This is a genomic window from Brasilonema sp. UFV-L1, from assembly GCF_012912105.1.
Taxonomy (GTDB): domain Bacteria; phylum Cyanobacteriota; class Cyanobacteriia; order Cyanobacteriales; family Nostocaceae; genus Brasilonema.
The window spans coordinates 1-12,394 of record NZ_QMEA01000066.1 but is presented as its reverse complement, the minus strand read 5'-3'; the positions used below and the strand labels follow the sequence as shown (position 1 = coordinate 12,394).

The following is a 12,394-nucleotide window of genomic DNA, read 5'->3' as shown; positions in this document are numbered from 1 at the left end:
TATCTAATGACCTAATGGCTGCGAAACTTTGAATATGAATAGACCAGATCCTCAGCCAGATCATCGACCAGTTGGATTAGACAGTCAGTGGCACGGACCCTTAGAAACTACAATTAGATCTACAGACAATCTCTTCCTGCTTTTCACCAACACCGTAAAATCTGATGCTGTGAACGGTACCACCAAGCCCAAATAAACCCTGTCTAGTCAAATCAATATGGACTTGGAGTAGCTGAGTAGCTTCGCCGTTGATTTTTGTAAAAGCTGATATTTGACACTCTTGACTTTTTAATCGGGTAGACCGAATTGTAATCGGTTTTGAAATTCCTCGTGCTTTGAAGCCGTTCACTTCCATGACTACTTCGTTACCTGAGACTGATTGGCTGGCAATACCAAAAGCTGGAACCTCCATAGCAAGCAAACGCTCTAACCGACCACTTTCGAGCTTCCAGTAGGGGTACACAGGTTTAGAAGTTTTCACAGAACAGTCTGCATTAGTCTGCACACCATAATGCACCTGATTACCGTTGTCAGTCTTGGTAATGAAGAAAATACTATTAAGGCTTGTAGCATAGGAAGAGGTGGTTGGAATAAGTAACAGTGCGATCGCCCGCAAGGGCTTGGCTCCCTGCTGGAGCATCGCACCACCTACAAAGGAAAGACTTACTAGCTTCTTTGGAAGCTTAAACATAAATTTTGGCATTTGATATCAAAATGTCCAAGGTAGTATTGTTGGAAGGTACTTTGCGTAAAATCTCTGTATTTGGCTCGTAGTTGCGCTGTCTTCGCTCAAGCACAACTACAAACCAGTGATGATTATTTGTGCCGACTTACTTAAAGCGTAAAAGTAGGATCATTCTCTCCAACATTTCATCTGGCCTTGGTCGTTGTAGCAATTTTCAAGCTGACTACGGCTCCCCGTTCCAGTGCTGGAACCACCATTGCCCCACATGGGTGCCGTCTTCTTTAATATGTCACCATAGATGGTCAACATCCGAGCGTTTCTTTCCCGTTCTGCTGCTAGAAATTCTTCTCGCTGCTGGGGGGTGAGGCTTTGCAGGTATGCTTCTCGCCGTTGTCTAGCTGCTTCTCGCCGTTGCCTAGCTGCTTCTCTAGAGGCCTCTAGCTTTCTTTGTCGTTCCTCACTTCGTTGTCTATAGATATCTAAACGTTCTTGTCTTTGCCTAGCTCTTTCTCTGTTGCGTATCTCGCGGTCTACTGTATTGATTACTTGGGTGACAGAGCCGAAGGTCTGAGCCACCTGGATTGTTTTTGCTGCACTGGGTAAAAATTGACTCGATAGGGATTGATCTGCTGAGGGACTGATCGATTGACTTGCGGCTAAACACGGAGAAACGCTAGAGAGTGAAAATAAAGCAAGACTTGATAACGCAACAATGAATTTCATAAGACTGTATTCCTTATAGTGGTAGTTTTTGTTAACTGCGATCATCGATGGTTGTAGATAGAATTGCAGAATGGAAGCTTACAGCAGCAGACATTCTGACTTCCCTTTGCAATTTCGTATCCCTCGCAATATAGATACGTACTAGAGTCACCCCGTGCTGCAAACAGTGAATAAATTTGTTCTCAACCTACAATTCTTTTTATGACCTTTTAGCCTTGTATCGCCTTATTTCTTCCTGCAATTGCAAGACCGATGCCAGCAGAACCGAATATTCCAGCAGTTGCAAGAGAGGCAAACATTACATCCTGCTTCCCTTTCAATTCTTGCTCGTTGAACTTTTCCAAACCTGTCACTTCACTAAATATCTTATTAGCTTGACCTCGACTTTTTAACTCATTTTGAAATTGAATGATCCGCACAAAAGTTGCACCGCCAAAAATTAGAGATATCATTGCAACAGCAAAGAGTATCCCTCCAGAAATAGTCATCATTTGCTTCATGATCTGGCTCTCTTGATTTCTACTCAACAATATAGATACGTAGGAGAGTTACCCTGTGCTGCAAATACTTAGAAAATTCTTCTTGAGCTTGATACCAGACTCACTAAAATAGCGATGGGCTTTCGCCATGCCGGGGCGCGATCGCACTCCTGCTCAATCTAGATACGTACGATAGTCACCCCGTGCTGCACAATACTCAAAAAACTTTGCTTACCAGACTCACTAAAATAGCGATGGGCTTCATTGGTGTCAACTTAACGTTTAAGCCTTAATTCCACGTTGATTTAACCTCACCCCTAACCCCTCCCCTTACTAAGGGGAGGGGAACTTTGGCGTAGCCAAAAGCGGGGTGAGGTAAAGCGACAATTGTGGACGAGTATAATAAGGCATGATTCTGAAGTAATGACAAGGGTTTCAGCTTAAGTTGACACCAATGGATGGGCTTTCGCCCCGCCGGGGCGCGATCGCACTCCTGCTCAATTTAGATACGTACGATAGTCACCCCGTGCTGCACAATACTCAAAAAACTTTGCTTAAGCCTGATACCATCACTCTTATAGCGATCGCATTACAAACTCAGTTTATATACGTAGGAGAATCACCCTGTACTGCAAAACACTCAACCAATTTTGCATGAGCTTTATTATACCAGACTAACTGTAAATTATCTGAACCTGTAATTAGTCTATTGGGGGATCTTAACAAAACTAAACACCACTAACAGCAAGCGTATTGGATTATGGCTTACACTAGTCCAACCAGGATAGCGATCGCACCAAGTAGTGAGTGACTGATGATGATACTATATAAATTGCGATACTTTGCGTAGTGACAGCCCCAGAACATACCAAGGATAAATGTGGACAGCAGCGTAGGTACATCTCGATAGATGAGATGAACGAAACTGTAGAGTAATGTCGAGAGCAGAATCTGTACCCAAATCGCCAACTTTGCTCTAGAAAAAATACCGAATAAAAAGCCGCGATATAGAAACTCTTGTACAGGAGAAGATACACCAACAAAGAAAAGATAGAAAGTCCATTTGTATGCAGAGTTGTCGATGCGTGCCCCTTGCATAATATAGTAAATGAACATGAGCAAAGCAGAAGCCAATGTTGGTAGCGCGATCGCAAAAAGAGAAGTTACCAGGTATTTTTTAGTAAATCCCAGTTCTAAAGCAGAAAATCGGTACAGTCGCGCGATATTAAAAATAGCTATAGCAGCCAATATCAGGATATAAAACCGCCAGGAGAAAGGAACCAATCCCAGATAAATCACTAGAACGGGCAAAATGTATGCCAAGCTTACAATCAAAATTACTTTCTGCTGTTCTTTACTGATTAACTTACCTTTCATCTTCACTCGTCTCCAACGCCATGATCAATCAACCGCACAAACAGGAAGAAAAATAAAGCAGCAAAGAAAAGGCTACTTGCAAGCCAAGGAGTTACGGGATTGGTACTATTCATTCCAAACAGATGATTAATGAGAGAAACACCAAACCAGCTACCTAGAACCGTCAAACTTAAACTACCTAACAACAATAACAATAAAATAGGCTGATATTTTTTGGTGGCGCTTCTGTAGATGCTGCTAACAGTTGCCGAAAATATGATGGAAATAATAACGTAAAGAAGAACATTGAGTCCAGCTAGAGTCCCGCGAAATTCCTGTGAAAATAACAGGCTTTTAGTATGCTCTATGCTGTAGCTTTGAAAGGGCACCCACAACAAGATACCTAATTCACAAATGATGACATATGTCAAAAATTTATTCTTGTTAAATATAGAATCTGGTACAAACCAAATCGTCGCCACAAGTGCCAGAATCTGAACACCACAACTAATAATGGCAACAAAGTTGAGGGCGTAAAACCAGCGACTGATGGAAAAGGCTTGAGTATTTTGTCGCCAAACGTCATAGGCGGTAGCAATCCGCAAAAGCCCTTGCAATCCCGCAAGATTATTGACTTTGTAAATACGTTTGATGGCTGGCTCTAACTCTGATTTTTTCAGTGTCAAATTTCCTTCAGCGTCGAAAGCCTGACGAGTGTTAAAAATTTCTTGGGGAATGCTCTGAATATCTGTTGTTGAAGTTCTCCACTTGGAGTAGAGTTCTGGGAGTTCCTGTGCGTAAATTGTCGTTGTCGCATCGGATTTAAACTCCATTAACATCATGCGATCGCCAGTCAGTTCAAACAACAGCGCCCCCAGTGTGAAAAACACAGTTAGGAGTGTCAAAAGTACAAACGGGCGTGTCTTGACGCGAATCATGCAATGTGCTTTGTAAGACGCAAACAAAGGCATCCAGAGAAACAGGGAAGGATACACTATGAGGTGAGGGTAAAGTTGCGCGTAAAGCGTCAAGGTTTCCCAACCCTGGAACTCGCTGAATATCCCGATGGGTAGGCTAACCAACAAAGCGATCGCAATCATGCCCAGTACCATCTCCCACTGCCAAGATAACCTCCTCTCGGAAAACAAACGATTCCATGTCAGTTCTTTCGCCAGAGGATTGGCAACGATCACAGGAAGCCAACTTTTACCGGGTTCAAATTTCTTTTGTAACTGCTGCCTTGCTGCATTCATCGATGCAAATAAAGAGCGATCTTTGACAAAAGCTGCGAGAAAATGCCTCAATAATTCTCTAGCGACAGAGGACTCAACCATTTCGCGCATCACAATACAGTAGGGTAGAGATAGCTCGGTTAGCTGGTTTGCCAGTCCTAAACCATCACAAGAATTAAAGATTGCCAGTTGCAGCTTTTTCTGGATCGCACCTTCGAGTAAATCTCTCAGTTCAGTGATTTCAATAATTCCTTGTTCGCCATCGCCTAGGTTAATTTGAATGCGTCCAATCCGTCCGTCGCGATCGCTTTCACTATGTCCGGCAAAAAAGAAAATGTGCCAGCCTTGAGAGTCTTTTAACTTTTGTTCTAACTCTTGACGCATAGGTTGTCTGAGGATATGGGGTTCTCCACCATGCTGTCTCAGACTTTTGATAAAATCCTCTTCTTCTGCAAAACCAAGCTTTTCGTCACCAAACACCACAAGTATGCGTGCAGTTGCTTTAATTTGGGGTGTTTGCTTCTGAGTCAGCCGCTTGAAATTTGTGGCACTAATTGCCACTTCTACACCTCTGCTGGTATACGCTGCCAAAGTATCCCACTCTTGCCAAGGCAGTCCCCGCAGTTGTCTATCTTCTGTCTGTACAATAATTTGGATTTCATCCTTTTGGGTAATTTTTTCCCTGAAACTTTCCAGAACCAGACTGACACGTGGATCAGGTTTTCCATTCTCATCAATCCACCCATCCCTACCCAACCATTTGTTTAATTCCGTTTTCAAGGAATTTGCGAGTTCTGTGAGATTGACTACCCCTGAAATAAACTTATCACGATTTTTTGCAACCTTACGATTACCTTGAAGACCAATATAATACTGCCATTCTTTGAACTTCTCTTCGAGAGGTTTTGGTAGAGGAGAAAGAAACGAAACGAGTTCTTCTATTTGCCCTTCTTGATCAGAAATAGCAAGGGTGACAGGCAGAACTTGCGAATGGTTAAGTTGTACTCGCCCGCCAATTTTCAAGGAGATTTTAAATGCCATTGCAACTCTTTTTCAAGCGATGAAATATTCTCTAATGAAAGTTTCTCCTAGCCGCAACTCTACCCAGAACTCCTCACCTGAAGATAATTCCAGAGGGATAGAAATCAAATCAGCTGCCTCATTGACTGTTTCGGTATAAATATCAGATTCGTCTGGTACACTGACTTGCATTCCTCTAGGCAGAGAACCACTTTTACATTGGACATTAACTCTGACAAAAATCAATTCGTCGTTGTTCTGAGAAACAGAAAGTTGTATTTCAAAGACTTGCTCTGCCAGTTGGAGGTTTTTCTTGCAGGTGACACTCCTGAGATCACGCATTGAGGGTTCCCAGTCCGCCTCATAAATGTTATTCAACCAGTTTCTTAAGTAAGTAATTTTTTTTTCTGCAAATTCTCCCGTCAGGTCATTTGTCTGGACTCTTTCAGCAAGTGAATCAGTAAGTGAAGATGCTTCTTGTTGCGTCAAGTAATCGATTAGGTCATCCATAGACTGTAAATCAGCGATCGCCACTTCTGCATCTGTAGTTTCGCGATGAAAAGCAGGCAGAAAACCAATCAGTGTCGCTGATTTTTCAGAACTAGCAATTTCTACAAACAAATAGCCGATGCGATAGGCTACGCCCCGCCGTAGCTCATCACTCAAACTTTCTGGTGGTAAAATAACAGACTGCTGTTCTGTAGCAATGACACAACATTCCAAATTGCCCAATCCTCGCAATTCTAGCTCGTTTGCTTCGCTCCATAGACGGCGAACTGCATTCCATCTTTCTGGTTGGGTAACATTAGTCTCAAAACCGAGCAGACGAAAATACGCATCAGCAACGAGTACAGCTAAACTATTAAAATAGCTTCTTTCTTGAGTCTGTTGAGTGAAGTACTGTGACGCGTAGCCTCTGGCTTGTCGGCGAAACGATGCAGTTATTGGGAAGGGAATAGCTAGTTTTCGTAAGACATTTAGCTTATCGCTCATAGTTATCTTCTCCAAACAGCCTCTGATTTCTATCTAACCACTCTTGGAGTAAGGGTTCACATTTTCTGCACCAATGAGAAGAGATGACACCGCGTGTCGAGGCAACTTCCGCAGCAATTTCCTGCCATTCTTTGCCAACAACAAGTCTCAAATGGGCAAGCAATTGACAGTTGGCTTTTGGGTTACTTGCTATGTGGCAAGCTTTAAGAAGATTTTCAGGATCGTCCTTGATCCATTGGACAAATGATTCCCAAGTATCAAGCAGTAAGTTAGCATCTATCCCAGAAGGAACTTGATCTAAGGGATCGAGTTCAACCTCATGACTTTGCCATACAGATTGTCTGTGAGAGCGATCGCGTTTAGCCGCGCGAATTTCATCCCTGTATTGATTGCGAAGACAGATGTTAAACCAAGCCAAAAATGAACCTCGACTTGGATCATATTTGTCGCAAAGTGTTTTGCTCAAATTAAACATGGTTTTATATAGAGCTTCTTCGTAGAGATCATTCCCTTCACTCCCAGTACGCCTTGATTTAAGGAGAACTCGGAGCAAACAGTTGATGGCTTTACTACGCTGTGGGCTGGTTGGTTGGTGACTGCAAGCTTCTTGGATAAGCGATTGCAGGTAGAGGTTTAGCTCGTCCATAAACTTATGACATGGTTCTAGCAGTGTCACTAAGCAGACGATAAACTCCACTACTCTCTGTTACGAAGAGTAATGGCATCGTTCTGCAAAAAGATTGAGGAAATCGCAAACTTTTTTTCAAAGGTTTTCTTTGACCAGAATTTACATCTAAATTTAGTTGCAAAAGTTGCTTTTCAACAGCAAAAAGCTATTTTGACAACAAAAACTCCACAAAGCACAGTCATAAGCCTTATAATTCAAAATCTAAAAAATTCTTTATGACAGGAATCTAAATGAAGGTAACAATTAGGTTAGATAACCAAAAACAAAAATGACACTAGATAAGCAAATTCTCAGTTTTTCGGTCAAATCCGTATATTTGAGCAAATTTGCACTCAAGATTATCTTTTCCTCTGCTTAAATTTAATTGCAATGAAAAGCCATTGAATCCAAAATTTTGACTCATCATATTTTCGTTGATTTACGTTTAATTAAAATCAAGTATTTTTTTTCACTTAACAATAAAAGAATACACATATATTGCCAGGGAATAAAGTTAAATTTTTGTAAGATATATGTAAAAAGTTCGTAAATATGCTTCAAAGGATTTTTTCATGGAATTCAAGCCACTTTTTACAGGAAAGTTGGTTCGCCTTGCTGCACCTAAACCAGAAGATAGCGAATTTTTTGCGAAATGGTCTGAAAATGATGAGTATCTGCGGGTTGCAGATAATGATCCAGCACAACCCATCACTCCTGAAGGTTGGACACAGTTTGAAACCAGTGTCCTAAATTCACCAAACAGCTTTCACTTCCGTCTACGAACCTTGGCTGATGATATCTTGATTGGAAGTGTTGGTTTGTTTCAAATCCAATGGATGCATCAGGTTGGATCATTAGGTATTGCTATTGGTGATCCTGCATATTGGGGTAGAGGCTATGGTACAGATGCTTTGCAACTTATTCTTGGATATGCGTTCCGAGAGTTAAACCTTTACCGAGTAGGTTCATCTACGATCACCTATAATATCCGCTCAATCAAAGTACACGAAAAAGTCGGGTAACGCCCCGGAAGGAATCCAACGTAGCTTTATCCAGCGTGAAGGACAGCGCTTTGACCTCATTCAATATGGCATTCTGCGCCCAGAATGGGAAGAATTACAGACACAATAACTGTCAATAGTTCAGCCTAACCATAGAAACCCGGTTTTTTTAAAAAATCGGGTTTCTCATTCTAATAGTGATACGAGTTACCAAAATTTTGTAGTCAGTATCACTATTGTTACACTTAGTTAATGATTGTAATTCGAGCTACAAAAATTTAGTAGATAAAATCACTATTTTTTGAGTTATCAATCACTGTTTCTTGTGGAAAACATCAGACAGACACCTAAAATATACAATCCAAAAAAAGATATTGCTAAACCTTAATAAATCTCGTCATTAAAAACCATATCTCATTAAAAGGGCTCTAGACAAGGGTTGCAGAGTTTATTTATGAAAATAAACACGATTTTTGTTTTGATAAAAATATCAATTATGACTGCAATTAACAGAGTGCATAATTGTTTATATGCTTTCATGAAAATTACGAAATATTTTGTAACAAAAAGGATGATGCCAACTATTGTATAAAAGAAATTACGAGGGAACAGGCAAAATAAAGTAATGAAACTTCTGTTTGATTGAGTTTCATTGCTCTGATAACGATTGTGAATCTTTCTCAGAAACTGAAAGACAATCTAGTCTTTTGGAAGAGGATATTGTTGCTTTCAAAAAGCGGATGGTTAGGAATTTTCTAACCTTGGCTTTTTGGATTTTCCTGTGCGATTCTCCGTCTGAGAAGAAGTGCAAAGCTTAATCCTTCACTTCCTGGTTTAAAACTACATCACTAATTTCTCAACTCATCAAAGTTTAGGAGATTTCAACTATGGTGCAGGATGCTTTTTCTAAAGTTGTTGCTCAAGCTGATACACGAGGAGAATACCTCAGCGACTCTCAATTAGATGCTTTACTAAATTTGGTTAGAGACGGTAACAAGCGCGTTGATGTCATCAACCGAATTTCTAGCAATGCATCTACTATTGTTGCCAATGCAGTTCGACAGTTGTTCGCTGAACAACCTCAGCTAATTGCGCCCGGTGGAAACGCTTACACAAGCCGTCGTGCTGCTGCTTGTATACGGGATTTGGAAATCATCCTACGCTATGTAACCTATGCAATTTTTGCGGGAGATGCCAGTGTGCTGGATGATCGTGCCCTCAATGGTTTGCGGGAAACTTATTTAGCACTGGGCACCCCAGGGGCTTCAGTTGCTGTCGGCATTCAGAAGCTGAAGGAGGCCTCGATCGCCATTGCCAATGATCCTAACGGAATTACCCGTGGTGATTGCAGCGCGCTGATTGCGGAAGTTGCAACTTATTTTGATCGCGCGGCGGCGGCTGTTGCCTAAATCATCACAACTACATCAAATCAATCCTTTATAGAACAAACTTGGAGATATTAAGTCAATGAGTAAGACGCCTTTAACGGAAGCGATTGTTTCTGCGGATTCCCAAGGTCGCTTTTTGGGTAGCACTGAAATCCAGGTTGCATTCGGTCGTTACCGGCAGGCAGCTGTCAGCTTAGAAGCGGCAAAGACGTTATCTAAAAAAGCACCAAGTCTGGCTGAAGCCGCTGCAAACGCTGTGTATCAAAAGTATCCTTATACAACACAGTTGGATGGACCTAACTACGCTTCTAGTTCCACTGGAAAAGCAAAATGTGTGCGCGACGTCGGCTATTATCTGCGGATTATTACTTACGCTTTGGTTGTAGGTGGCACAGGTCCAATCGACGATTATTTGATTGCTGGCTTAGCTGAAATCAACCGTACCTTTGAGTTATCTCCTAGCTGGTATATCGAAGCCCTCAGATACATCAAGGCAAATCATGGTTTATCGGGTGACCCCGCTGTTGAAGCTAACTCCTACATTGATTATGTGATCAATTCTCTGATTTAGCGGGAGTCTTTCAGTTTTGTGTGATGTAGTAGGAAAATAATTTGGTAATTGTGCAATTCAAACTCATGTGATTACCAGATTATTTTCACAAAACTTCGTTCCATAGTTCCACAAAACTGAACGTACAAGTTGCAAATGCGTCGAGCCTTTTGCGTAGTCAGTTTGAAACGCTTTAAACACTGACATCATGACGTATTAACTGTCAATTTCAACTGAGTGAAATACCTATGATGTCGAGGTTTCATGGCTTTTCAATGACTACGCAAGGGTTTTTTTAAAAATTATCAGTTATCAGTTATCACTTATCCAGTCATTGTTTATTGATAATTGTTCATGGAATAAGTATCTACTGCCCGCTGATTTGAAAGGTGTTTCTGAATAGATTCGTCATTGTGTCATTGAGATTTAGGAGGTGGGATTATGGCAGCGTTGAGAGAAGCAAGCCGATTGGGGATTCGCCCGTTTGCAGATGCTGAAAAAGTTGAACTGCGCCCTGTGAGGACAGAAGCCGATGTCCAGGCAGTCATTTGGGCGACTTATAGACAAGTTTTGGGCAATGAACATCTGATGCAAAGTGAGCGTCTTTTGAGTGCAGAATCACTGTTGCGTCAGGGACAAACTACAGTACGGAATTTTGTGCGTGCGATCGCCCAATCAGAACTGTATCGACAGAAGTTCTTTAATTCCAACTCTCAAGTTCGCTTCATCGAATTGAATTATAAGCATCTTTTGGGTCGTGCTCCCTACGACGAGTCAGAAATTGCTGACCACGTTGACTTGTATAATTCTCAGGGTTACGAAGCTGAAATTAATTCTTACATTGATTCTGTTGAGTATCAGCAAAGCTTTGGAGATGCTATTGTACCTTACTATCGGGGCTTCCAAACCGTGATCGGACAAAAAACAGCCGGGTTTCCCTATTTCTTCCAGTTGTATCGAGGCTATGCAAATAGCGATCGCGCTCAAAGCAAGCCCAAAGGACAATTAACTTGGGATTTAGCAAAGAACTTAGTATCTCCTATCTACCCTGCTTCTGCGGGTACTTTAACTGGTACTTCAACAGGCCGTCGTGGTGGTAACACCTATCGGATTCGCCTAACACAGGCGGCTTCCCCTAACTCTACAGTCATCCGCCAGAGTATTACCGAAGTGGTTGTCCCTTTTGAGCAGTTGTCAGATCGATTGCAACAACTCAATCGCCAGGGACGCAAAGTCATTAGTATCACTCTTTCTTGACACTCCCCGACTATCGCGGTACGGGGATTGTTAAGACATTATAAAAGTTTTTGATCAAGGAGATTTTTAGATGGCTATTACAACAGCCGCATCTCGACTGGGAACCTCTGCTTTTAGTAATGCTGCTCCTATTGAATTATGGTCTAATGCCAGCCAAACGGATATTTTTGCTGTGATCGCGGCTGTTTATCGTCAAGTCTTAGGCAATGATTATTTACTAAAATCTGAACGCCTGACTGGCGCAGAATCTCTGCTGTTGAATGGCTCGATCAGTGTGCGGGAATTTGTTCGTCAGGTGGCGAAATCCCAATTGTATCAAGCTAAGTTTTTCTCCAATAGTTTCCACACGCGTTTCACCGAGTTAAACTACAAACATTTTTTAGGTCGTGCTCCTTATGATGAATCTGAGATAGCTTATCATCTGGACTTGTACCAAGCGAAGGGATACGACGCTGATATTGATTCTTATATTGACTCACCTGAGTACCAAGTCAACTTTGGGGAAAATATTGTGCCCTACTATCGGGGATTTACGACTCAACCGGGACAGAAAACCGTGGGCTTTACCCGGATTTTTCAGCTCTATCGTGGCTATGCGACGAGCGATCGCTCTCAAATCCCAGGAAATTCACCTCGTCTAGCTAGTGAACTGGGGAAAAATAGTGCATCAACAGTAGTTGCTCCTGCGCTTAGCAATAATGGCTTTGCTTATCGTCCTCCGCTAAGAGGAGAAACCCCCAGCAGCACATTTGGAGGTTCGCAAGCATTTGGTACAGGACGACTCTATCGAGTTGAAGTAGCAAGTATTTCTAAACCAGGATATCCTCAGGTTCGCCGTGTTAACCAGGCAGTTATTATCCCCTATGAACAGCTATCAAATTACTTTCAAAGGGTTCAACGCCAAAATGGCAAGATTGCCAGTATTACACCTCTTTAATTCATAAAGTTCGACATTTGTCAATCCCATTTTTGGGGAAATGAAAATTTCCTTAAACTGAACTTCCCTGATTGACAAAAGGCGTATGCAGTGTATCTCAAGGGTT

13 protein-coding genes are annotated in these 12,394 nt (G+C 41.8%); 6 read left to right on the top strand and 7 right to left on the bottom strand.

Going from position 1 to position 12,394, the window contains the following annotated elements; all coding sequences use genetic code 11:
* Positions 1 to 100 precede the first annotated feature (100 nt).
* The 3 genes from DP117_RS19275 to DP117_RS19265 form a co-directional block, all read right to left on the bottom strand.
* Complete coding sequence (locus tag DP117_RS19275) at positions 101 to 691, bottom strand: DUF4833 domain-containing protein (protein WP_169219888.1); 591 nt, start codon at positions 689 to 691, stop codon at positions 101 to 103.
* Positions 692 to 853: 162 nt separating this feature from the next.
* Positions 854 to 1,408 (bottom strand): hypothetical protein, encoded by a 555-nt coding sequence (locus DP117_RS19270; RefSeq protein ID WP_169219887.1) that lies wholly within the window; start codon positions 1,406 to 1,408, stop codon positions 854 to 856.
* A gap of 209 nt (positions 1,409 to 1,617) precedes the next feature.
* Complete coding sequence (locus DP117_RS19265; RefSeq protein WP_169219886.1) at positions 1,618 to 1,908, bottom strand: hypothetical protein; 291 nt, start codon at positions 1,906 to 1,908, stop codon at positions 1,618 to 1,620.
* A gap of 433 nt (positions 1,909 to 2,341) precedes the next feature.
* On the opposite strand from DP117_RS19265, the gene DP117_RS19260 reads away from it, so the two are divergent.
* A complete protein-coding gene (locus tag DP117_RS19260) occupies positions 2,342 to 2,545 on the top strand; it encodes a hypothetical protein (RefSeq protein ID WP_169219885.1) in 204 nt (67 codons plus the stop codon).
* A gap of 107 nt (positions 2,546 to 2,652) precedes the next feature.
* On the opposite strand, the gene DP117_RS19255 is transcribed toward DP117_RS19260, so the two are convergent.
* The 4 genes from DP117_RS19255 to DP117_RS19240 are packed head-to-tail and all read right to left on the bottom strand — an operon-like array spanning position 2,653 to position 7,134.
* Positions 2,653 to 3,264, bottom strand: a complete 612-nt coding sequence (locus tag DP117_RS19255; protein WP_169219884.1) for a type II CAAX endopeptidase family protein — start codon at positions 3,262 to 3,264, stop codon at positions 2,653 to 2,655.
* A 2-nt stretch (positions 3,265 to 3,266) separates the two neighbouring features.
* Entirely contained in the window at positions 3,267 to 5,516 is a 2,250-nt protein-coding gene (locus DP117_RS19250) for a CHAT domain-containing protein (protein WP_169219883.1), read from the bottom strand.
* Between the two features lie 12 nt (positions 5,517 to 5,528).
* Positions 5,529 to 6,488, bottom strand: coding sequence for a DUF1822 family protein (locus DP117_RS19245; RefSeq protein ID WP_169219882.1), 960 nt, complete (start codon positions 6,486 to 6,488; stop codon positions 5,529 to 5,531).
* The gene (locus DP117_RS19240; RefSeq protein ID WP_169219881.1) at positions 6,478 to 7,134 is read right to left on the bottom strand and encodes a sigma-70 family RNA polymerase sigma factor; all 657 of its coding nucleotides are present in this window, start codon (positions 7,132 to 7,134) and stop codon (positions 6,478 to 6,480) included. Before DP117_RS19240 ends, DP117_RS19245 begins: the two co-directional genes overlap by 11 nt.
* Positions 7,135 to 7,727: 593 nt before the next feature.
* Here DP117_RS19240 and DP117_RS19235 point away from each other — a divergent pair.
* The 5 genes from DP117_RS19235 to DP117_RS19215 all read left to right on the top strand — a co-directional run bounded on the left by DP117_RS19235 (position 7,728) and on the right by DP117_RS19215 (position 12,288).
* The gene (locus DP117_RS19235) at positions 7,728 to 8,177 is read left to right on the top strand and encodes a GNAT family N-acetyltransferase (protein ID WP_248277724.1); all 450 of its coding nucleotides are present in this window, start codon (positions 7,728 to 7,730) and stop codon (positions 8,175 to 8,177) included.
* Between the two features lie 866 nt (positions 8,178 to 9,043).
* Positions 9,044 to 9,565: a phycocyanin subunit beta gene (locus DP117_RS19230; protein WP_211176204.1), complete on the top strand. Its 522-nt coding sequence runs from the start codon at positions 9,044 to 9,046 to the stop codon at positions 9,563 to 9,565.
* Positions 9,566 to 9,623: 58 nt separating this feature from the next.
* Positions 9,624 to 10,115, top strand: coding sequence for a phycocyanin subunit alpha (gene cpcA / locus DP117_RS19225; RefSeq protein WP_169219880.1), 492 nt, complete (start codon positions 9,624 to 9,626; stop codon positions 10,113 to 10,115).
* Between the two features lie 420 nt (positions 10,116 to 10,535).
* Positions 10,536 to 11,351 carry a phycobilisome linker polypeptide gene (locus tag DP117_RS19220; RefSeq protein ID WP_169219879.1) on the top strand — a complete coding sequence of 272 codons (816 nt, stop codon included), beginning with the start codon at positions 10,536 to 10,538 and terminating at the stop codon, positions 11,349 to 11,351.
* 70 nt (positions 11,352 to 11,421) lie between these two features.
* Positions 11,422 to 12,288, top strand: a complete 867-nt coding sequence (locus DP117_RS19215; protein ID WP_169219878.1) for a phycobilisome linker polypeptide — start codon at positions 11,422 to 11,424, stop codon at positions 12,286 to 12,288.
* Positions 12,289 to 12,394 lie beyond the last annotated feature (106 nt).

What these genes read in the sequence shown, in the direction of transcription:
- DP117_RS19275 (WP_169219888.1), bottom strand. Translation starts at nt 691, where the DNA reads ATGTTTAAGCTTCCAAAGAAGCTAGTAAGTCTTTCCTTTGTAGGTGGT.
- DP117_RS19270 (WP_169219887.1), bottom strand. Translation starts at nt 1,408, where the DNA reads ATGAAATTCATTGTTGCGTTATCAAGTCTTGCTTTATTTTCACTCTCT.
- DP117_RS19265 (WP_169219886.1), bottom strand. Translation starts at nt 1,908, where the DNA reads ATGAAGCAAATGATGACTATTTCTGGAGGGATACTCTTTGCTGTTGCA.
- DP117_RS19260 (WP_169219885.1), top strand. Translation starts at nt 2,342, where the DNA reads ATGGATGGGCTTTCGCCCCGCCGGGGCGCGATCGCACTCCTGCTCAAT.
- DP117_RS19255 (WP_169219884.1), bottom strand. Translation starts at nt 3,264, where the DNA reads ATGAAAGGTAAGTTAATCAGTAAAGAACAGCAGAAAGTAATTTTGATT.
- DP117_RS19250 (WP_169219883.1), bottom strand. Translation starts at nt 5,516, where the DNA reads ATGGCATTTAAAATCTCCTTGAAAATTGGCGGGCGAGTACAACTTAAC.
- DP117_RS19245 (WP_169219882.1), bottom strand. Translation starts at nt 6,488, where the DNA reads ATGAGCGATAAGCTAAATGTCTTACGAAAACTAGCTATTCCCTTCCCA.
- DP117_RS19240 (WP_169219881.1), bottom strand. Translation starts at nt 7,134, where the DNA reads ATGGACGAGCTAAACCTCTACCTGCAATCGCTTATCCAAGAAGCTTGC.
- DP117_RS19235 (WP_248277724.1), top strand. Translation starts at nt 7,728, where the DNA reads ATGGAATTCAAGCCACTTTTTACAGGAAAGTTGGTTCGCCTTGCTGCA.
- DP117_RS19230 (WP_211176204.1), top strand. Translation starts at nt 9,044, where the DNA reads ATGGTGCAGGATGCTTTTTCTAAAGTTGTTGCTCAAGCTGATACACGA.
- cpcA (WP_169219880.1), top strand. Translation starts at nt 9,624, where the DNA reads ATGAGTAAGACGCCTTTAACGGAAGCGATTGTTTCTGCGGATTCCCAA.
- DP117_RS19220 (WP_169219879.1), top strand. Translation starts at nt 10,536, where the DNA reads ATGGCAGCGTTGAGAGAAGCAAGCCGATTGGGGATTCGCCCGTTTGCA.
- DP117_RS19215 (WP_169219878.1), top strand. Translation starts at nt 11,422, where the DNA reads ATGGCTATTACAACAGCCGCATCTCGACTGGGAACCTCTGCTTTTAGT.